This is a genomic window from Kribbella sp. NPDC023855 (assembly GCF_040639475.1).
Lineage (GTDB): Bacteria > Actinomycetota > Actinomycetes > Propionibacteriales > Kribbellaceae > Kribbella.
This window is the reverse complement of sequence record NZ_JBFAAA010000004.1, coordinates 35,560-53,890: the sequence shown is the minus strand read 5'-3', so window position 1 is coordinate 53,890 and position 18,331 is coordinate 35,560. Positions and strand designations below refer to the sequence as shown.

The following is an 18,331-nucleotide window of genomic DNA, read 5'->3' as shown; positions in this document are numbered from 1 at the left end:
GAAGCGCTTCGATCGCCTCCTCCCCCGTGGCCCGGCCGGAGCTCCTCGACCTACCGCCCCGTGGAGTCCCACAGTGAGGAAATTCGTCGCGTCCTGTCCTGTTCTCGCCCTTCTCGCCCTCCCCGCAGCACCTGCCTCTGCGGCCGAAGGTGTCCTCATCAACCAATCGTTCAGTGTCCAGACGACGCCGCCGAACTTCGGCTTCCCGATCGGAGCCGACGTGGCCGGCGGCGTCCTCAACCTGACCAGGCAGATGCGCAACTACACCACCTCGGTCAAGCCGTTCGACCCCGCCGTCGTCCAGGAGAAGACCCTCGATCTCGCCTTCGACTGGGAAACCGCCGTCGCCACCAGCGGAAACAAGACGGGTGTCGAACTCCGTGACAGCCAAGGCAATCTCGTGTTCTCACTCGCCGGTACGACGACCGAACTCCGGTACGGACTGACCGGCCCGGTGTCCGACTCCACGACTGCCCCGGATTCACTCAACCCGGCCTGGATCAGGATCGGCTACGACCGCAGCAGGTGGTACACGGTGAATCTGCACCTCGACTTCACCCTGCAGCGAGTGCAGTACACGATCGCCACCAGAGAGACTGCCGCGCGGGTGATGGCCTCGGGTACCGCGACCGTGACCGGCAGAAATCTCGCGAAGTTTGTCGCCGCCAACTACTACGGCACCGGTGTGCAGTCGATCGACAACTTCCGGCTCACCGTCCCGGCGAACGCCGCATACGGCAGCCTGAAGGGCACAACGATGTACGCCCTCGGCGACAGCATCGTCTACGGCCACAGCTATCCGCGAAGCTTCGTGAACCTCACCGCGGAACGCGAACTGATGAACCTGTCCAAGTACGCCGTCAACGGCGCCACGGTCGGCCCCAGCAGCAACCAGCTCATCACCCAGGTGCGGAACGCCTCGACCCGCTCTCCCGACTACGTCGTGTTCGACGGCGGCACCAACGACGCCGAACGCATCTACGGTCACCAGTACGGCGTCGGCGTGATGGCTGACGGCTTCGATCCCACCAGGTTCGACAAGTCCACCTACGCGGGCTCGCTCGAGACCGCCCTGTCGGCCATGCGTACCAAGTGGCCGACCGCGCGGATCGTCTACGTCGCCGTCCACAAACTCGGCTCCCGCGACTGGAACACCCAACTCGCCATCCGCGCGGTGACCTTGCAGATCTGCAGCAAGTGGAAGGTCTCGGTCGCCGATCTCTTCAACGGGACGCCCCTGGACACCCGCGTCGACAGCCAGCGGGTGGCCTACACCTTCAACGACCTCGTCAACGGCTTCCCCGGAACCGGCGGCACCGGCACCCACCCCAACCTCGCCGGTATCTCCACCTTCTACGTCCCAGTCCTGACCGCCGCTCTGACCCAACCGCAACTGGAGGAAGAATGACCCGACGATTCAGCCTCGCAAGTTTGCTGACCCTGCTGGCGTCCCTGTTGTTCACCCTGCCCCAGGCCGCCGCGGCGCCCGTCACGACGACAGCGGCAGCAGCGCCCACCGCGGCGACCCGCATCATGCCGCTGGGCGACTCGATCACCGGATCGCTCGGTTGCTGGCGCGCCCTGCTGTGGCGGCACCTACGAGATACCGGCCACACGAACATCGACTTCGTCGGCACGCTGCCGGCCCAGGGCTGTGGATTCAGCCACGACGGGGAGAACGAAGGGCACGGTGGGTTCCTGGCGACCAACATCGCCCGCAACAACCAGCTCCCCGGCTGGCTGTCCGCCACCCGCCCCGACATCGTGATGATGCATCTCGGCACCAACGATGCCTGGAGCAACATTCCGGCCGGCTCGATCCTGAACGCCTACACCACGCTGCTCAGCCAGATGAGAGCCAGCAACCCCCGGATGAAACTCGTCGTCGCCCGGATCATCCCGATGAACCCCGCCAACTGCTCCGCCTGCTCTCAGCGAGTCGTTGCCCTGAACAACGTCATCCCCGGCTGGGCCCAAGCGAACACCACCGCGGCTTCACCCATCACAGTTGTCGACCAGTGGTCGGGGTTCAACACCGCCACAGACACCTACGACGGAGTACACCCCAACAACTCTGGCATCCAGAAGATGGAGCAGCGCTGGTACCCCGCGGTCGTGGCGGCTCTGTCCGCGGATACGCCAGCCGCGGTCGGTCTGCGCGTCAACGGCACCCGCGTCGTCGAGGCGAACGGCGCCACCTTGGTGATGCGCGGCGTGAACCACCCGTACGCCTGGTACAAGACGCAGAACAGTTCCTTCGCCAACATCAAGGCGACCGGCGCCAACACCGTCCGCGTGGTGCTCAGCAGCGGCCATCGAGCGGCGCCAACCACAGCAGGTGAAGTCACCACCATCATCTCCCTGTGCAAGCGGTCACGGCTGATCTGCGTCCTCGAGGTGCACGACACGACCGGGTACGGCGACGAGAGCGGGGCCGCGACTCTGGACCAGGCGGCGGGTTACTGGATCAGCATCGCCGGCGTACTCCGTGGCCAGGAGAACTACGTCGTGATCAACCTGGGGAACGAACCGTTCGGCAACAACCAGCAGGTGAGCGCGACCTGGACAACCGCGACCAGCAACGCGATCAAGCGACTGCGCGGTGCCGGACTGCAGCATCTCCTGATGGCCGACGCACCGATGTGGGGCCAGGACTGGCAGAACATCATGCGCAACAACGCGGCCGCAGTACTGGCCGCCGATCCACAGCGCAACACCGTGTTCTCCATCCACATGTACGGCGTCTACAACACCGCGGCCAAGATCACCGCGTACTTCGATGCCTTCCGCAACGCCGGGCTGCCCTTGGTGGTCGGCGAGTTCGGCCACTCCCACAGTGACGGCGATCCCGACGAGAACACCATCCTGGCTCAGGCGCAGGCCATAGGCCTCGGTTATCTCGGCTGGTCCTGGAGCGGCAACGGCGGCGGCGTCGAGTACCTCGACATGGTCTACTCCTTCGACCCCACCCGCCTGACCCCCTGGGGTCAGCGAATCATCAACGGCACCAACGGCATCCGGCAAACCTCGAAGGAAGCAACCATCTACGCCGGCCAGTAGCCCACCCCACACCGAGCCGCCTTGACGGCCCATCCCTCATGCAAGACCGCCAGGCCCCACCACTTCCGCCCCCTTGGAGTGCTCATGACCATGCAACGTCGTACCTTCCTCAGCCTGACCGCCGCCGGAGCCGCCGGCGCAGGCCTGACCGCGCTCGGCGCCGGCCAAGCCCTCGGGACAGCCACCCCACTAGCCGGCGCGCCGACCACACCGTTCGCGGTCGGCGTCCGCCAATACACCTGGTGGCGCGGCAGTCGCCGCGTGAACACCTACGTCTACTACCCCGCCAAAGGCACGCCCGGTTCGGGTCCGACCACCAACGCTCCGGTTGCCGACGGCGTGTTCCCCATCTGCCAGTACACGCACGGCTCCGGCGCCAGCCCCCAAGGCGCGCTGGGTCACATCCGTCCACTGGCCGCGGCCGGATTCATCGTCCCCGCCCCGGTCTTCACCAGCGCCTCCATCGGCGACGCGTACAACGGCAACCTGTCCAAGGACGCCTCCGTGGCAATCACCGGCACTCTCGGGTTGAACACGTCGGCCAACGACCCGTTGCGGGGCCACATCAACACCACGGTGGGTGTCGGCGTGTCTGGCTACTCGATGGGCGGCATGACCACCCACGGCCTGCTGACCATCGCGCCGGACTCGCGGATCGTCGCAGCTGCGCCGTGGGCCTGTGTGGACATGGGCAACCCGTCGTCCTCGGTGCGGGCCAAAGTCCTGTTCATCCACGGGGATCGGGACAGCACCTGCCCCTACTCCTCCGCCCGCCAGGCCTACCGCGAACTGCCCACGCCGAAGGCCTTCCTCACCTTCGTCGGCGGGAGTCACAGCAGCTACTTCAGCGACTCCCGGGCCCGCAACACGTTCGTGGACTGGATGCGCTGGAGCCTGTACGCCGATACCGTCGCCCGCGACCGCCTTCGCACCGACGCCACCTCCAGCACCACCCGGTGGGAAGCGCTCTTGACCTGAGCACCCCGCTTTGAGCTGAGCTCTCGCCTTTGAGCTGAGCTGACGCTTTTGAGCTGAGCACATCCCCCGGGGCCGGCCACGATGGCCGGCGCCGGGTGGTGAGCGGCGAGGCAGTGTGGGACTCAGGCCGACTCGCGGATGACCAGTTCTGTCGGAAGGATGACGCTGGCCGGGCCGTCGCCGTCGATCTGAGCCAGCAACTGGCGCACCATCATCTCGCTGATCCGCTCCCACGGCTGCCGCATCGTGGTCAGCGGCGGGTTGGTGCCAGCGGCAACTGATGAGTCGTCGAAGCCACCCACGGCGATATCGCCGGGGACGCTGAGCCCCGCCCGCTCGATCGCAGCCAAAGCACCCTCAGCCATCAGGTCCGACGCGACGAATACGGCGTCAAGATCCGGCACCCGGGTCAGCAACTGCTGCATACACGCCTCACCACTTGCCCGGCTGTAGTCGCCCGTCGCCACGAGCCGTTTACTGAAACGGATCCGGTGCTCAGCAAGCATCTCCCGGTAGCCCTCCAGCCTCTCAGACCCACCAGGTCCGTCGGCAGGCCCCGCGATATGCGCGATGCGCTTGCGGCCCGTCTCGAGCAAGTAGCGCACCATGGTCCGAGCGCCCTCGCGGTCGTCCGCAACCACGTAGGAGACCGCGGCATTCTGGTCATGTGGCTTACCGCAGCACACGAACGGCAGCTCGGTCTCCTGGAGCAGGTCGAACATCGGCGTACCGCGGTCCCAGGTGAACAGCAACGCTCCGTCGACCTGGGCGGCCAGGTAGGGAGCGATACGACGGCGTTCCGCCTCGGTGCCCGCCGCGACCAGTACGAGCGGGATGTCGTGCGCCGCAAGCGCGGTGGTGCAGCCACGCAACATGGTGGCCAGGTTGGGATCGAGGAACAACCGGTCTTGCGTCTCCGAGAGCAGGAACGCGACCGATCCCGCACGCCGGGTCACCAGGCTGCGGGCCGCCTGGTTCACCACGTAGCCGAGCTTGCGGATGGCGGCGTCCACCGCTCGATGGCTGGCCGGGCTGACATTGCGCCCGCCCTGCAGGACGCGCGATACCGTACCGCGAGAGACGCCCGCCTGCGCGGCGACGTCGTGGATGGTCGGCGGGCGTTTGCCGCGCTGTGGCGCGATGTCGGTCATGGCTCCTCGACGGCGACGAATGATGACCGAACTCTACCCGCGATCACCCGTTCATTGCCGACGGCACCTGAGTGGCGCTGGGTCGGGTGACGCTACGGGAGTGATGCCGTGGCGCCGCCGTCGATCACCTGGGCCGAGCCGGTCATGAACGGATAGCGGTCGGACGCGATGTCGAGGACGAACGCAGCGATTTCCTCGGGTCGGCCGGTGCGGCCGACTGCTGGGGCCCGCGATCGGGCGGTGACAGCGAGGCCGGCGTTGTAGAGGGCGTCGGGGGTCCGCTCGTTTCCCGAGACCCTGCGGGCCATCTCGGTGTCGACCAGACCGGGCAGTACTGCGTTCACGCGGATTCCCTGGGCACCGTAGTCGAGGGCCGCTGCCTGCATGAGTCCGAGGAGGGCGTGCTTGCTGGCGCCGTACGCCGAAAAGCCCTGCCGCACCGCCAGCGCGTTGATCGAGGCGGTGAGAACGATGTTCCCGCCACCCGCGCTGAGCAAGTGCGGGATCGTATGTTTCAGGGTGAAGTACGCGCCCCGCAGATTGGTGTTCAGTACGTCGTCCCACTGTGCCGTGCTGATCTTGTGCACAGGGCTGATGTGATGGACGCCGGCGTTGCTGAAGACGATGTCCAGTCGCCCGTACCGCGACGCCACCCCGTCGGCGAACTTGACCACCTGGTCCTCCACCCTGACATCAGCCCGCAGGTACGTCGCTTCGTGCCCCCGAGCGCGAATCTGCTGCTCGACCTGGCGGCCGCGATCCTCTCGCCGCCCGCAGAAACCGACCTTCGCTCCCTCCGCGGCGAAGGCCTCAGCGGTGGCGCGACCGATCCCCGACGTCGCACCCGTAATTAGCACCACTTTGCCCGCGAAACGTTGCCCGTCCGCCGGCGCTGCACTCATTCGCGGGCCGGGAGCCGCGGTCAGCCTTCCGCCGGCTACTCCGGCCGCCCCAGCCGCCACCGCCGTGGCAACGGCGGCCCCGGCCACCACTGCTCGCCGTCCCAGCCGGCGCTCTGACTGGGTGCTTTCACCAGCATCCTGCTGTTCGGTCATCTTGCTCGTACCTTTCGCTCGGGCAATCTGTGCCTGCAGCGTAGGAAGCCGGGACGGACCGGAGCATCGGCAAGATGGCGTGACCTGATCCGTCGGTCGGCGTCAGCCGGCGCGACCTTCGGCATAGGTCGTTGGACAGACCCGGCCCAGCCGGTTGGACGATGCCGATGCGCCTGGCGTGTGCTGGACTACTACCGTCCTGACCCGAATGTCGAAGGGCGATATGGCGACCGAGACGCAAGTTGCAGGGCGGGCGGCACGCCCGATCCCTGTTTCAGTCGGCGTGACCGGAGTCGTCGGCTTCAGCTGCCTCCTCGCCGTGATCAGCCGCGACGTTCGTGAGTCCGGCCCATCCGCCGGCACCTCTGGACTCGCACTGATCACCGTGGCCGTCTTGCTGACTTTGCAGATCCTGGTCAGCCGTCGGTACGGCGATGCGCCGCCGGCGCTGACCGCCGGGACGGCGCTGGCCGCTCAGGCGGTACTGGTCGAGGCGCTGACCCTGACCGACGGGCTCAGCGTGGCCTCGATCATGTACCTGGCCCTGCCATTCCCAGTCGTGTTCTGGGTGGGCGGACGGGCCGGTGTTTGGGCAGGCGCGGCGATCCTCGCCTGGTTCACCCTGAGGTTCACCTGGCACAAGCCTGCCTGGCTCACCGACCCAGCCAGCATGAACGCGTTCACGCTGTTCGTGATCGCCGTCGTCCTGGTCACGGCCACCGCTCTGCTGATCCGGCGTGAGCAAGCCAGCCGCCAAAGGGCAGAAACCCTGCTCCACGATCTCGGCGCCTCGCACCGCCAGCTCATCGAGTCCCAGAGCCGGGTAGCAGAGCTGGCCACGATCGAGGAGCGCAACCGTCTCGCCCGCGACATCCACGACAGCCTCGGGCAGCACCTCACCGTGATCAGCGTCCAACTGGAGAAGGCCCAACTACTGGTGGAAGCCGACCAGGGAGCCGCGGCTGTTGCCGTTGGCAACGCAAAACGGCTCGCCGACCAAGCGTTGTCCGACGTACGGGACTCGGTCCGTGCTCTCCGCAAAGATGAAGCGCCGTTCGTGCTGGGGCCGGCGCTCGAGTCGCTCGTTGCGGATCTCCAGGTGCTGCCGTTCGAACTGGACCTCAAGCTCACCGGAGACGAGCAACGTTATTCGGGACAGCAGTTGCTGGCGCTGTACCGCGCTGCTCAAGAGGGTCTGACCAATGTGCAGCGGCACGCTCGGGCCAGCCGGGTGAGGCTGGAGGTGGACCTTGGCACCGACGCGGCCTCGCTGACCTTGGACGATGACGGCATCGGTCCACCGATCGACCCTGGCAACGGTTTGCGTGGCATTCGCGAGCGGCTGGAGCTGGTCAGCGGCCGGCTCCAGCTGTCGGTCGCACCCGGCGGCGGTACAAGGTTGTCTGTCAGTGTTCCGCGGACGACGACGGGAAAGCGGTGACCGGGATGGAGCCGAGTGAGACGATCCGGCTGCTGGTCGTGGACGACCAGGAGCTGATGCGGGACGGGCTCACTGCCATCCTGGGACAGCAATCCGGTATCGAGGTGATCGGCAGCGCGGCCGATGGCGCCGAAGCGCTGCGCCTGGTCGAGGAGCTGAAACCTGACGTAGTACTGATGGATGTCCGGATGCCCGTTCTCGATGGGGTCCGCGCGACAGCAGAAATCCTGCGTAGCGAACCGTCCACCACGGTGCTCGTGTTGTCGACGTTCGACGACGACGAACACGTGCACCAGGCGCTCCAAGCGGGCGCAACCGGCTACTTGCTGAAGAACCTGCCCGCCCGAGATCTGGCCCGGGCCATCCGCCTGGCACGGCGCGGGGTGGTTCAGTTGGCACCGGCGGCTGCCGCCAAGGTCGTCGCCCTCCTCGCCTCAACCCCGCTGAAACCATCTGAGGGGAAGCTGCCGACCGAACTGTCCCGGCTGACCGACCGGGAACGCGAAGTCGTCCGCCTGGTAGCCGCCGGCGCCAACAACCGCGAGATCGCCCAGGAACTGATCATCTCCGAAGGAACCGTGAAGACCCACATCTCCAGCATCCTCGCCCAACTCAACCTCCGCGACCGCACCCAACTAGCAGTCTTCGTCCACCAAACCCTCGCCGGCCAGTAACAAGACCAGAGAAGCTGCAAAGCCGAGTCACGCGCTGCAACAGATCAAGACAGAGTTCCTCTCCGTGTCTCGCTGAAGCCGCTGGTCGACGAACCCGGTGCCGTGTGCGGTGCCGCCCAGTGAACCTGCCGGACGGATGCGGGCAGCTGCCAAACATCCGGATTGCGAACACTAGAACATATGTTCGAGAGTGAGCTACCGTGGAGGCATGTTAGGACGGTTCACAGTGCGTCTCTCAGACGACGGCAGCGGCACCTTCGGGGTGTGGGACAGCGCGGTCAACGGCTGGCGTGTGACCAACCTCGACCGGGCCGCGGCCGAACAGATGAAAACTGACCTCGACCTGCAGTTCAACGCCCAGGGAACCCGGCCGCCCGACGACATCCGCACCGTCGACCCACCCCAACCCGTCGAACAGCTCGTCGCGTGGGAGTCCGGCGAACTGGACGCCTGGATCCGCGAAGGCGGCCAATGGCTAGGCCGAGTCCGCGACCGCAACGGCAACATCGCCTGGGTCCCCCAAGCCGACCTCCGCCCCACCAACCAGGACACCCCGTGAACGCGCTGTTCCAGCGCACCCGCGGAACCCCACAGCCGCGTCGGTGCGCGCGCTCCTCGGCGCGGACAGCCAGTGGCAGAGCCACAAGTCCTGGCCAACCGCCGGCGCGCACAAGTTCTGTCCGCGTCTGACGTCGAGGTCGTGAGGTGGCGGCGATCGTGTCATCGTAGGGACGTGACCGACGCGGGAGCTGGGCCGGGCGCCGACTTGTCGCGCGCGGTGTGGCCGGTTGGCCGGGTCGCGGCCATGCTGGGGATCTCGGCGATGACGCTGCGCAGCTGGGAAAGGCGGTACGGGATCGGGCCGTCGCAGCGCAGTCAGGGTCAGCATCGTCGCTACACACAGGCCGATGTCGATCGGTTACGACGCATGCAGCTCCTGATTCAGCAGGGCACCTCGCCGGTGGACGCGGCTCGGCTGAGCCGTCTCCAGGTTCCGGCTCCGCGCGATCCAGCCTCGGCCGAGCTCGACACACTGCTGCGGGAAGCCGAGGTACTGCGGCTGCCGGCGCTCGACGAGTTGCTGGACGGTTCGCTGGCTCGATCCGGTGTGCGACGAACCTGGACCGACTTGGTTGCGCCGGCGTTTCGCCAGCTGGGGCAGCGATTCCAGCGCGATGGTGACTGCACCGATATCGAGGTCGTGCTGGCTCGGTCGTTCGAGGGCGCAGTCGAGCGGTACCTCAACGACCGCCGTCTACGTCGAAATGGTGTCGCCCCGGTGCTGCTGGCAGTCTGCCCGAACGAGCGGCACACGATGCCGATGACCGTGCTCGAAGCAGTGCTCGCGGAGCGGGCCCAGCCCGTGGTGCTCATCGGTCCTGACGCCGGGGAGGTGGCCCTCATGTCGGCAGCACAAAGGACCGCTCCTCGGGTCGTCGTCTTGTGGTCGCTTCGCCGGCAGGCGGGCCAGGCCGCCCTGCGGACTCGGTTGCTGAGACAGGGATTCGCCGTCGAATCCGCCGGTCCCGGGTGGCCGCGATCGGTACGAACACTCACTGACCTGGAGCAGGCCGCCGAGCGGCTGATCACCAGGGCCCGACGTCACTGAGCCAGTCGACCTCCACAGACGAACAGACTGGTCACACCCTCTTCCGCCGCACTGCGGCCGTCGGATGCACCCGCCTCCCAACTTCCTGCCGAACTTGTGCAGCCATCGCCGTTACGCATCACTTGTGCCTAAGTTTGGTGAAGCGGTGTCCAGGCACCGCCGAGTCGAAACGTCGCGCACCGACCGTCGGCACCAGTTGAGGTGACAAGTGACCCGAACAGAACTGCCCGGACCGGTCGGCTGGCTCGACGACCGAGTGGGGATCGGCAAGCTCGGCCGGAAGAACCTGCGGAAGGTGTTCCCCGATCACTGGTCCTTCATGCTCGGTGAGATCGCGCTCTACAGCTTCGTCATCCTGCTGCTGACCGGCGTGTTCCTCACCCTGTGGTTCCGGCCGTCGATGGCGGAGGTCGAGTACCAGGGCTCATACAGCCTGCTCAAGGGCCTGCACATGTCGGAGGCCTACGAGTCGACGCTGCGGATCTCGTTCGACATCCGCGGCGGCCCGCTGATGCGGCAGATCCACCACTGGGCCGCGGTCTTGTTCGTCGCCGCGATGAGCGTGCATCTGCTCCGGATCTTCTTCACCGGCGCGTTCCGCAAACCGCGCGAGCTGAACTGGCTGATCGGCATCGTGATGCTGTTCCTGGGCATCGTCGAAGGGTTCATCGGCTACGGCCTGCCCGACGACCTGCTGTCCGGTACCGGGCTGCGGATCACCGAGGGTCTGGTCCTGGCCTCCCCTGTCGTCGGCACCTACCTGTCGTTCTTCATCTTCGGCGGCGAGTTCCCCGGCGACGAGTTCGTCTCGCGGTTCTACACCGTTCACGTCCTGCTGATTCCCGGCATCCTGCTGGCCTTGATCACCGCGCACCTCTTCCTGGTCGTCTACCACAAGCACACCCAGTTCGCCGGTCCCGGCCGGACCGAGAAGAACGTCGTCGGCTACCCGTTGCTGCCGGTCTACCTCGCCAAGGCGGGCGGCTTCTTCTTCGTCGTCTTCGGGGTGCTGGCCCTGATGGGGGCCCTGCTGCAGATCAACCCGGTCTGGCTGTACGGGCCCTACAACCCGGCCGAAGTCACCGCCGGCTCACAACCCGACTGGTACATGGCGTGGCTCGACGGCGCCGTCCGGTTGATGCCCGGCATCGAGTCGTCGTTCTGGGGCGTCACGATCAGCTGGAACGTCGTCGTACCCGCACTGCTGATGCCACCGCTGTTCATCGGGTTCGTCGCGCTCTACCCGTTCATCGAAGCCTGGGTCACCCGCGACACGCGGGAGCACCACCTGCTGGACCGGCCACGTAACCAGCCAACGCGCACCGGGATCGGCGTCGCCGTCATCGTCTTCTACGGTGTGCTCTGGCTCAACAGCGGCAACGACCTGATCGCCACCCACTTCAACTCCTCGATCAACACCATCACCTGGGTCTGCCGGGTCCTCATCGTCATCGGCCCGATCCTCGCCTTCTGGATCACCCGGCGAATCGCGATCTCACTGCAACGCGCGGATCGCGACCGGGTACTGCACGGCCTCGAGTCCGGCATCATCGTCCGCTCCCCCGAGGGCGCGTACTACGAGAAGCACACCCCGATCTCGAAGTACGAGGCCTACACCCTGACCGCCCACGAACGGCAACTCCCCCAGTCCGTCGACCCGGACACCGACGCCAACGGGATTCCCACCCCACGACGCCGGCGCGCAAGGGTCCGGGCAGCACTGTCGCGCTTCTACTACGCCGATACAGTCCCCAAGCCGACCGGGGCCGAACTCGACCACGACGAGCTGCCGGCCCGACGACCCGAGTGACCGCTCGGTGCGGAGTGTGCACCAGATTTGCATAAGTTTGTCTCCCAGTGCATCCGTTGGGCGCTGCCGGACCGAAGACATGTCAAGCAACCCCGACTCCGAGGAGAGTTTCCATGTCTGTTCGCCGTGTCATCGCCTTGTCGGCCACCGGTCTGCTCGCAGCAAGCCTGCCGGCAGCCGCTGCGACCTCAGCTCAAGCCGGGCCGACCGCAAACGCGACCGTTTCGGTCCTGCACGCCGTGCCCGGCCCGACCGTCGACGTCTACGCCAACGGCAAGGCCCTGCTGACCAACTTCAAACCCGGCACCCTGACCGACCCGGTCAAGCTCCCGGAAGGAACCTACGACCTCAAGGTGACGGCTGCCGGTGCGGGCGCGGGCGGCGCCGCGGTCATCCAGGCCAACGACGTCACGGTGCCCGGCGGCGCGAACATCACCGTCGTCGCACACCTGAACGCGGGCGGAAAGCCCGTCCTGACGCCCTATGTCAACGACGTGTCGAAGGTCGCCGCGGGCAAGGCGCGGATCACCGTTCGCCACGCCGCCGCCGCACCCGCTGTCGACATCCGGGCCGGCGGAACACCCGTGTTCAAGGGGGTGACCAACCCCAAGGAAGGCAAGGCAGACCTGCCGGCCGGCGTCGTGAAAGCCGACGTGGCCCTGGCCGGCACCTCGACGGTCGCCATCGGCCCAGCTGACGTGAACCTCAAGGAAGGAACGAACACGATCGTCTACGCCTGGGGCAGCGCCGGCGGTAAGAACCTCAAGCTCGCCGTCCAGACCATCACCGGCCTGCACCACAGCCCCACCGGCATCCCCGGCGGCACCGGCGGGCAGGCCGCGGGCTCCGACGTACCGCTGTGGCTTGGCGGCCTCCTCGCCGCGGCCGGCCTTGCAGTGGTCGGCTTCGGCACGGTAGCCGTCCGGTCGCGCACCCAACCGTGATCACGCGGCGTGGTGCGGTCGTCCTGGTGACGACCGCACTCGCCTGCCTCGGTCTACTGACCGGGTGCGGCAACTCCAGTACGACGGCTGGTGCTCGCAAGAGCGCTGAGCCTGCCGTCAGCTCTCCACGGCCGACAGCCACAACGCCGGGGGCACAGCCCTCGGCCACCGGACCCCGGCCGGCCGTCCGGACTCGCGACGCCGAACTTCCACCCGTCATCATCGTCGGACAGCCGAGCCGGCTCCAGATCGAGTCGGTGAACCTCGACTTGGCCATCCAGGCCGTCGGTGTCGGCGCCGACGGACAGATGGAGCTACCACCGAACCCAGCGGTGGTCGGCTGGTACAAGTTCGGACCAACACCGTCCGACCCGCAGGGATCGGCCGTCCTGGGCGGGCACCTGGACAGCAAGGAGTTCGGGAGCGGACCTCTGGTCAGACTCCGCAAGCTCCGCCCTGGCGACGATGTCAGAGTCCGGTCGTCCGACGGGTCGACGGCGAAGTACCGGGTCCAGCTGGTCCGCGAAGTACCCAAGACACAACTGGCCGTCGAGGACCTGTTCGACCGTGCGGGTGATCGCAAGCTGCGCATCGTCACCTGTGGCGGCCGCTATGACCGGGACCGCGGTGGGTACCGCGACAACGTGGTCATCACCGCAGTTGCGGCCACCGGTTGACCACCGGGACCGCACGCTTCGGCGATGCTCTTGACGGTGAGATTCGCTATGGTCGCGACGTGACCACCGACGACGTCGGCGGACCCTCGCCGGCCGAGATCTCCAAACGCTTCGCGGAAGGGCGCGACGACAGTTTGGCTGATGCCTACCGTCAGTGGTCCGGCTTGGTCTTCACCTTGGCCGTGCGGGCACTCGGCAATCGCAGCGACGCCGAAGACGTGACCCAGCAGGTCTTCGTCGCCGCCTGGCGGGGAAGAGCAACCTTCGACCCCTCGACCGGACAGCTCGGATCCTGGCTGGCCGGCATCACCCGCCATCGCATCGCCGACTGCCTGAAAGAACGCAGTCGCGCCCTCGACACGGCCGCCACCACCCTGGATCGCACGAGCGACGTGACTGAGACAATTGACAACCTCACAGTCCAACGAGTCGTCCTGGCCGACGAAATCGCACGCATCGGTGATCCCCGGCGAACGATCCTCCGGCTCGCCTTCTACGAAGACCAGACGTACCCGCAGATCGCCGAACGGCTCGAGCTCCCGATCGGAACAGTGAAAAGCCACGTACGGCGCGGCCTGCTCCATCTGCGAGACCGATTGAAGGAGGTGACAGGTGACGAGGCATCTCGATGACGAACTGCTCGCGCAATGGGCCCTCGACGGTCAGCCCGATGACGCCGCTGCCGCCGATCATCTTCAGCTGTGCGACCGCTGCCGGACCAGCCTCGGTGAGCTGCGATCCCTCGTGGCCGTCAGCAAGACGCTGCCCTCGCTGGAGCAACCGGACGACTCAGTCTGGCAACGCATCGTCGAAGAGGTCAGCACACCGCCCTCCTCCGAACAGGTGGTCCTGGACCAGCGGTCTCCAGAAGGTCCCGACCATCCGTTGACCGACGAGAAAGCACCCAGCTCGGCCGGCACCAACCGGCGGTTCCGCCGCCCGACGCTCGCGCTTGCCGCCTGTATCGCGGCACTCCTTGGCGTCGGTGCGGGCATCATCGGCACCCTGCTGGTCACCCGCGACGGCGAGCCCGACCAACCAGTCGCCGAAGTGATGGTCAAGCTCGCCCCCCTGACCGGCAAGACCGGCGGCGGCAGCGCAGACCTGATCCGGGAGCCGTCCGGAACCCGGCTGAAGGTCGATGCGGCAGGGTTGGCCGCAGCCAACGGGTACTACGAGGTCTGGCTGATCAACGTCGACGGCAAGCGGATGGTCTCGCTGGGCGTGCTCAACCCGCAGACCGGAGGCACCTTCCAGGTACCGCCGGATCTGACGGCCCAGGGATACCGGATCGTCGACGTGTCCCTCGAGCCCGACGACGGTAACCCGGTGCACTCGCTGGACAGCATCATCCGCGGCACCCTGCCGGCCTGAGTGCCCGCGTCGCCCCCTCCGCGGTGGGTACCGGTGACCCACCGGCACCTCACCGAGCGGACCGAAGCGGGCGGGCGGACAGTCGACGCGTCACCGGACGAACCGCAGTACCTGGTGCGCAGCGACAAGTCGGGCCGTACCGCGGTACACAAGCCGTCAGCACTGCGCCGGTCGGCGAAGGGGCCGGCATGACCGAGCACGAGGCAACGTACCGCGAGTAGTGCATCGCGCCGCCGCCCGTACCGCGAGGTGACGTGCGAGTGATAGGTGCGGCCGGCCCGCCTGGTTTCCCGCGCCGCTTTGTTGCTGGATCGCTCTATCGGGCCGACCGGAGGTTTAGCTCTGGTCGGGAAGTGCTGGCAGGCCTACCCTGGCAGCAGGGGGCGTGGCATGGAGAACAACGGGCTTATTGCGGTGCTGGGGGCAACAGGTCGGCAGGGTGGGGCGGTCGCCCGGCATGTGCTGGCGGACGGCTGGCGCGTGCGCGCCCTGACGCGCAAGCCGGACTCCCCGGCCAGTGATGCCTTGCGGTCGGCTGGTGCCGAGGTTGTTGGCTGCGACATGGCGGACCCCGACTCGGTGCTGCGTGTCTTCGGGGGTGCGTACGGCGTGTACAGCGTGCAGAACCCGATGATCGCCGGCCACGACGGCGAGGTACAGCAGGGCAAGAATGTCGCAGACGCAGCGAAGGCCGCCGGCGTACAGCACGTGGTCTACGGATCGGCCGGGCCGGGTGTGCGCGGCACCGGTGTCGACTCCTGGGAGTCGAAGCTGATCATCGCCGACTACCTGCGCGAGCTCGGCGTTCCACTGACGGTACTGCGACCAACAGCGTTCATGGAACTGATGACCGACAAGGACCTCTACCCGCCTGTCGCGGTCTGGCGCCTGATGCCCAAGCTTGCCGGCGAACAGACCCCGGTGCCCTGGCTGGCAGTCGACGACCTCGGCGCAATCGCCGCGCGGGCCTTCGCCAACCCGGCCGAATTCATCGGCGCAGAGCTCCCACTGGCAGCGGAGTTCCGCACCATCGCCGAACTCCGCCAGGCCTGGACCGCAGCAACAGGCCGACCACCCCGCAGCTTCCCGATGCCCCTATGGCTCTTCGAACGCTTCACCGGCAAAGACCTCACCACAATGTGGCGCTGGCTGGCAGCCAACCCAGTAGCCGCCGACCCGATGGAAACCGTGAGACTACTGGGCCGCGTAACAACAGTCAAAGAGTTCCTAGAACGCCACCACCCCGCCGACCGCTGAGGATGCCACGGCGAGAGGCCGCTCGCCAGAACAGTCCGCAGAACCGCGTCGGTGTCAGAACCCTCTCAAAACCGTCGGCTGGAACGGCTTGCTCTGCGGCTGACAGAGCACGGCCGGAGCATCGCGCCTGCGGTGCCACGCGTGGGGCCGCACAACCTCCGGTCGAGGTCGCGCGACCAACCCGGCTTCCGCAGCTGCGGCGGCAGGCCCGGATCGCCCAGCCGCGATCCGAACATCGGCACATCGTCCAGCACTTGCAACGTGGGTGCCTACTCTCGGCTCCGCGCGACGGAGGAGCGCATCACTGGATGGGTGGGAACGCCGAGTGGTGAGGGACGGAGGAGCGAACGGCGAGGCAGCGCGGGGCCCTTCAGGTGGTTTTGCGGAGGGCGGTGAGTTGCAGTTCGGCGAACAGTGCAACAGCTCCGGCCTGGACGAGGACGAAGGCGACGCCGAGACCGGTCAGGTCGACGGTGAAGACCGCCGCGATACTGGCGACCACCCACGCGAGGTTGATGATGACCACCTCGCTCACCGCCGTCCGGTTCAGCTCGGGCCGACGGGCGATCAGGAGCAGTGCCGCGGTCCAGACCAGCAAGAACGCGCCAGCTGAAAGGCTCAGTCCCCTAGGCAGCCCAAGCACGCCATCCAGCACACCACTTGCCCCTAGCAACAAAACCCCGAGACCACCCGATGCGATGGCATCAAACCGCAGTACCTGGGAGAGAAACCGGCTGCGCACGGTAGTCGTAGTACGAGCGGCGCCGATCGCCTGAGTGCTCATTTGTGTCTCCTTCAGTAGTAGCTCTTGACGAAGACTCTGCCGCCAACCCTCACCAAAATCGATGACGTCCCAGGTAATGCCACCTGAGCGAGCAGTCGCCGACCAAGGCGAAGATCACCCGCGCGATGACGAAGCTGATAACGCCAGCGAACGATCGCACCCAGCTAGTCGACAAATCAGCTAGGTGTGTTGTCTACTACTGGGGTGATCTTGCAGCGCATCATCTTGGGGTTTTTGGCGATGGGGCCGTTGAGCGGTTATGACCTCAAGCGGCATTTTGACTCGACTGTTGACTACTTCTGGTCGGCTGATAAGGCGCAGATTTATCGGACGCTGGCTGCGCTGGTGAGTGAAGGGCTGGCTGAGGTGCGGACGGTGCCGGGGGTGGGTGGACCCAGTCGGCAGGAGCATCGCATCACGGCTGCCGGGCGGGCGGCGTTGCACGAGTGGTTGACCTCCGACTTGGACCAAACGCCCGAGCGCAACGCCTTTCTGGCCAGGGTTTTCTTCGCCGACGACCTGTCGCCTGCGGAAATCGCCGAGCTGTTGGAGCAGCGGCGCTCGGCGGTGCGGGCCACTCTCGCCGCGCTCGAGCTCGTCCGCGACAGCGCCCCCGCACCCCACGACCGCGCCGGGCGTCTTCGGCTTGCCACGTTGGACAACGGCCTCCGGCACACTCGCACCGAGCTGGACTGGCTCGACAGCCTCATCGAGGAGTTGCCGTGACCACGACGTTTCCCGAGCTCCATCCGGCGACCGACGAGCAGCCGTCAGCTCACGACGACCATCCCGTCGTCCTGTTGCACGGCGGGAACGTCGCCGGCTGGATGTGGGAACCGCAGCTCGCAGCACTGCGGCACCGCACCGTCGTCACGCCTCACCTGCCCGGCTTCGGTTCGCGGACCGCCGAGTCCTGGCCCGGACTCGCCGGCGCGGCCGACGACGTCGCCGATCGCGTCGCCGCGCTGACCGGACGGCGACGCTTCCATGTCGTCGGGCTCTCGCTCGGTGCTGTCGTCGCCCTCCACCTCGCGGCCCGCTCCCCCGCCGCCGTGGCATCTGTCCTCGCCACCGGCGCGCCGCTCCAACCGCTCGGCCGTACGCATCGGCTCATATCCGGGCTACAGCTGGCGCTGCTGGAGAAGGCCTGGTTCTGGAAGGCCCAAGCGGCGGCGTTCCGCCTCCCGCCCGATGCCCGCGACCTGTACGTCAGCCACGGACTCTCAGTACGACCGGAAACAGCGCGACGCATGTACGACGACGTCCTGGCCGGCCAGATCCCGGACGGCCTCGACCAGTACGACGGCCCGATGCTTCTCGTGGCCGGCGAACGAGAGGCCAAGATCGCCCATCGCTCGCTCACCGCAGCTGCCACCGCGGTCCCGCACGCCCTGACCCGACTCGCGCCCGGAATGCACCACATCTGGAACATCGAGGACCCGGACCTGTTCGACGCCATGATCCTCGCCTGGCTCGACGGCCGCGTCGAACCACGACTCCGCAACCTCTAACCCCGA

The 18,331-nt window shown here is 67.0% G+C and carries 19 protein-coding genes; 16 read left to right on the top strand and 3 right to left on the bottom strand.

Going from position 1 to position 18,331, the window contains the following annotated elements; translation table 11 throughout:
• The first annotated feature begins 73 nt into the window (after positions 1-73).
• From AB0F51_RS15600 to AB0F51_RS15590, 3 genes are all read left to right on the top strand, one after another.
• A complete protein-coding gene (locus tag AB0F51_RS15600) occupies positions 74-1,408 on the top strand; it encodes an SGNH/GDSL hydrolase family protein (protein WP_360279905.1) in 1,335 nt (444 codons plus the stop codon).
• On the top strand, positions 1,405-3,060 hold the full coding sequence (locus AB0F51_RS15595) for a cellulase family glycosylhydrolase (RefSeq protein WP_360279902.1): 1,656 nt from the start codon (positions 1,405-1,407) through the stop codon (positions 3,058-3,060). The genes AB0F51_RS15600 and AB0F51_RS15595 overlap by 4 nt, the downstream gene beginning before the upstream one ends.
• An 84-nt stretch (positions 3,061-3,144) precedes the next feature.
• Positions 3,145-4,038 (top strand): alpha/beta hydrolase, encoded by an 894-nt coding sequence (locus tag AB0F51_RS15590; RefSeq protein ID WP_360279899.1) that lies wholly within the window; start codon positions 3,145-3,147, stop codon positions 4,036-4,038.
• Positions 4,039-4,160: 122 nt separating this feature from the next.
• Here the strand turns inward: AB0F51_RS15590 and AB0F51_RS15585 are convergent, their stop codons facing one another.
• Positions 4,161-5,189 carry a LacI family DNA-binding transcriptional regulator gene (locus AB0F51_RS15585; RefSeq protein WP_360279896.1) on the bottom strand — a complete coding sequence of 343 codons (1,029 nt, stop codon included), beginning with the start codon at positions 5,187-5,189 and terminating at the stop codon, positions 4,161-4,163.
• Between the two features lie 92 nt (positions 5,190-5,281).
• Positions 5,282-6,244 carry an SDR family NAD(P)-dependent oxidoreductase gene (locus tag AB0F51_RS15580; RefSeq protein ID WP_360279894.1) on the bottom strand — a complete coding sequence of 321 codons (963 nt, stop codon included), beginning with the start codon at positions 6,242-6,244 and terminating at the stop codon, positions 5,282-5,284.
• A gap of 208 nt (positions 6,245-6,452) precedes the next feature.
• Here AB0F51_RS15580 and AB0F51_RS15575 point away from each other — a divergent pair, with 208 nt between their 5' ends.
• The 11 genes from AB0F51_RS15575 to AB0F51_RS15525 all read left to right on the top strand — a co-directional run bounded on the left by AB0F51_RS15575 (position 6,453) and on the right by AB0F51_RS15525 (position 16,030).
• Positions 6,453-7,685: a sensor histidine kinase gene (locus tag AB0F51_RS15575; RefSeq protein ID WP_360279891.1), complete on the top strand. Its 1,233-nt coding sequence runs from the start codon at positions 6,453-6,455 to the stop codon at positions 7,683-7,685.
• Positions 7,686-7,690: 5 nt separating this feature from the next.
• Positions 7,691-8,359, top strand: a complete 669-nt coding sequence (locus tag AB0F51_RS15570) for a response regulator transcription factor (protein ID WP_360279888.1) — start codon at positions 7,691-7,693, stop codon at positions 8,357-8,359.
• 226 nt (positions 8,360-8,585) lie between these two features.
• Complete coding sequence (locus tag AB0F51_RS15565) at positions 8,586-8,918, top strand: hypothetical protein (RefSeq protein ID WP_360279885.1); 333 nt, start codon at positions 8,586-8,588, stop codon at positions 8,916-8,918.
• Between the two features lie 174 nt (positions 8,919-9,092).
• Positions 9,093-9,968, top strand: coding sequence for a MerR family transcriptional regulator (locus AB0F51_RS15560; RefSeq protein WP_360279882.1), 876 nt, complete (start codon positions 9,093-9,095; stop codon positions 9,966-9,968).
• A 208-nt stretch (positions 9,969-10,176) separates the two neighbouring features.
• Positions 10,177-11,778 (top strand): ubiquinol-cytochrome c reductase cytochrome b subunit, encoded by a 1,602-nt coding sequence (locus AB0F51_RS15555; RefSeq protein WP_360279879.1) that lies wholly within the window; start codon positions 10,177-10,179, stop codon positions 11,776-11,778.
• 113 nt (positions 11,779-11,891) lie between these two features.
• The gene (locus AB0F51_RS15550; protein ID WP_360279876.1) at positions 11,892-12,722 is read left to right on the top strand and encodes a DUF4397 domain-containing protein; all 831 of its coding nucleotides are present in this window, start codon (positions 11,892-11,894) and stop codon (positions 12,720-12,722) included.
• Positions 12,719-13,399 (top strand): class F sortase, encoded by a 681-nt coding sequence (locus AB0F51_RS15545; RefSeq protein WP_360279873.1) that lies wholly within the window; start codon positions 12,719-12,721, stop codon positions 13,397-13,399. Before AB0F51_RS15550 ends, AB0F51_RS15545 begins: the two co-directional genes overlap by 4 nt.
• 59 nt (positions 13,400-13,458) lie before the next feature.
• Positions 13,459-14,031 (top strand): sigma-70 family RNA polymerase sigma factor, encoded by a 573-nt coding sequence (locus AB0F51_RS15540; RefSeq protein WP_360279870.1) that lies wholly within the window; start codon positions 13,459-13,461, stop codon positions 14,029-14,031.
• Positions 14,012-14,773, top strand: coding sequence for an anti-sigma factor (locus AB0F51_RS15535; protein WP_360279868.1), 762 nt, complete (start codon positions 14,012-14,014; stop codon positions 14,771-14,773). Before AB0F51_RS15540 ends, AB0F51_RS15535 begins: the two co-directional genes overlap by 20 nt.
• Positions 14,774-14,806: 33 nt before the next feature.
• Positions 14,807-14,965 carry a DUF2945 domain-containing protein gene (locus tag AB0F51_RS15530; RefSeq protein ID WP_360279865.1) on the top strand — a complete coding sequence of 53 codons (159 nt, stop codon included), beginning with the start codon at positions 14,807-14,809 and terminating at the stop codon, positions 14,963-14,965.
• A 198-nt stretch (positions 14,966-15,163) separates the two neighbouring features.
• Positions 15,164-16,030, top strand: a complete 867-nt coding sequence (locus tag AB0F51_RS15525) for an NmrA/HSCARG family protein (protein WP_360279862.1) — start codon at positions 15,164-15,166, stop codon at positions 16,028-16,030.
• 370 nt (positions 16,031-16,400) lie between these two features.
• Here the strand turns inward: AB0F51_RS15525 and AB0F51_RS15520 are convergent, their stop codons facing one another.
• Complete coding sequence (locus AB0F51_RS15520; RefSeq protein WP_360279860.1) at positions 16,401-16,814, bottom strand: hypothetical protein; 414 nt, start codon at positions 16,812-16,814, stop codon at positions 16,401-16,403.
• A 204-nt stretch (positions 16,815-17,018) separates the two neighbouring features.
• Here AB0F51_RS15520 and AB0F51_RS15515 point away from each other — a divergent pair, with 204 nt between their 5' ends.
• Together AB0F51_RS15515 and AB0F51_RS15510 are read left to right on the top strand one after the other, a co-directional pair.
• Positions 17,019-17,540 (top strand): PadR family transcriptional regulator, encoded by a 522-nt coding sequence (locus tag AB0F51_RS15515; RefSeq protein WP_360279857.1) that lies wholly within the window; start codon positions 17,019-17,021, stop codon positions 17,538-17,540.
• On the top strand, positions 17,537-18,325 hold the full coding sequence (locus AB0F51_RS15510; protein WP_360279854.1) for an alpha/beta fold hydrolase: 789 nt from the start codon (positions 17,537-17,539) through the stop codon (positions 18,323-18,325). The genes AB0F51_RS15515 and AB0F51_RS15510 overlap by 4 nt, the downstream gene beginning before the upstream one ends.
• Positions 18,326-18,331 lie beyond the last annotated feature (6 nt).

Excerpts from the sequence above, each read along its gene's own strand:
- AB0F51_RS15570 (WP_360279888.1), top strand. The coding sequence starts at position 7,691 with ATGGAGCCGAGTGAGACGATCCGGCTGCTGGTCGTGGACGACCAGGAG.
- AB0F51_RS15575 (WP_360279891.1), top strand. The coding sequence starts at position 6,453 with ATGTCGAAGGGCGATATGGCGACCGAGACGCAAGTTGCAGGGCGGGCG.
- AB0F51_RS15585 (WP_360279896.1), bottom strand. The coding sequence starts at position 5,189 with ATGACCGACATCGCGCCACAGCGCGGCAAACGCCCGCCGACCATCCAC.
- AB0F51_RS15550 (WP_360279876.1), top strand. The coding sequence starts at position 11,892 with ATGTCTGTTCGCCGTGTCATCGCCTTGTCGGCCACCGGTCTGCTCGCA.
- AB0F51_RS15590 (WP_360279899.1), top strand. The coding sequence starts at position 3,145 with ATGACCATGCAACGTCGTACCTTCCTCAGCCTGACCGCCGCCGGAGCC.
- AB0F51_RS15525 (WP_360279862.1), top strand. The coding sequence starts at position 15,164 with ATGGAGAACAACGGGCTTATTGCGGTGCTGGGGGCAACAGGTCGGCAG.
- AB0F51_RS15595 (WP_360279902.1), top strand. The coding sequence starts at position 1,405 with ATGACCCGACGATTCAGCCTCGCAAGTTTGCTGACCCTGCTGGCGTCC.
- AB0F51_RS15520 (WP_360279860.1), bottom strand. The coding sequence starts at position 16,814 with ATGAGCACTCAGGCGATCGGCGCCGCTCGTACTACGACTACCGTGCGC.
- AB0F51_RS15580 (WP_360279894.1), bottom strand. The coding sequence starts at position 6,244 with ATGACCGAACAGCAGGATGCTGGTGAAAGCACCCAGTCAGAGCGCCGG.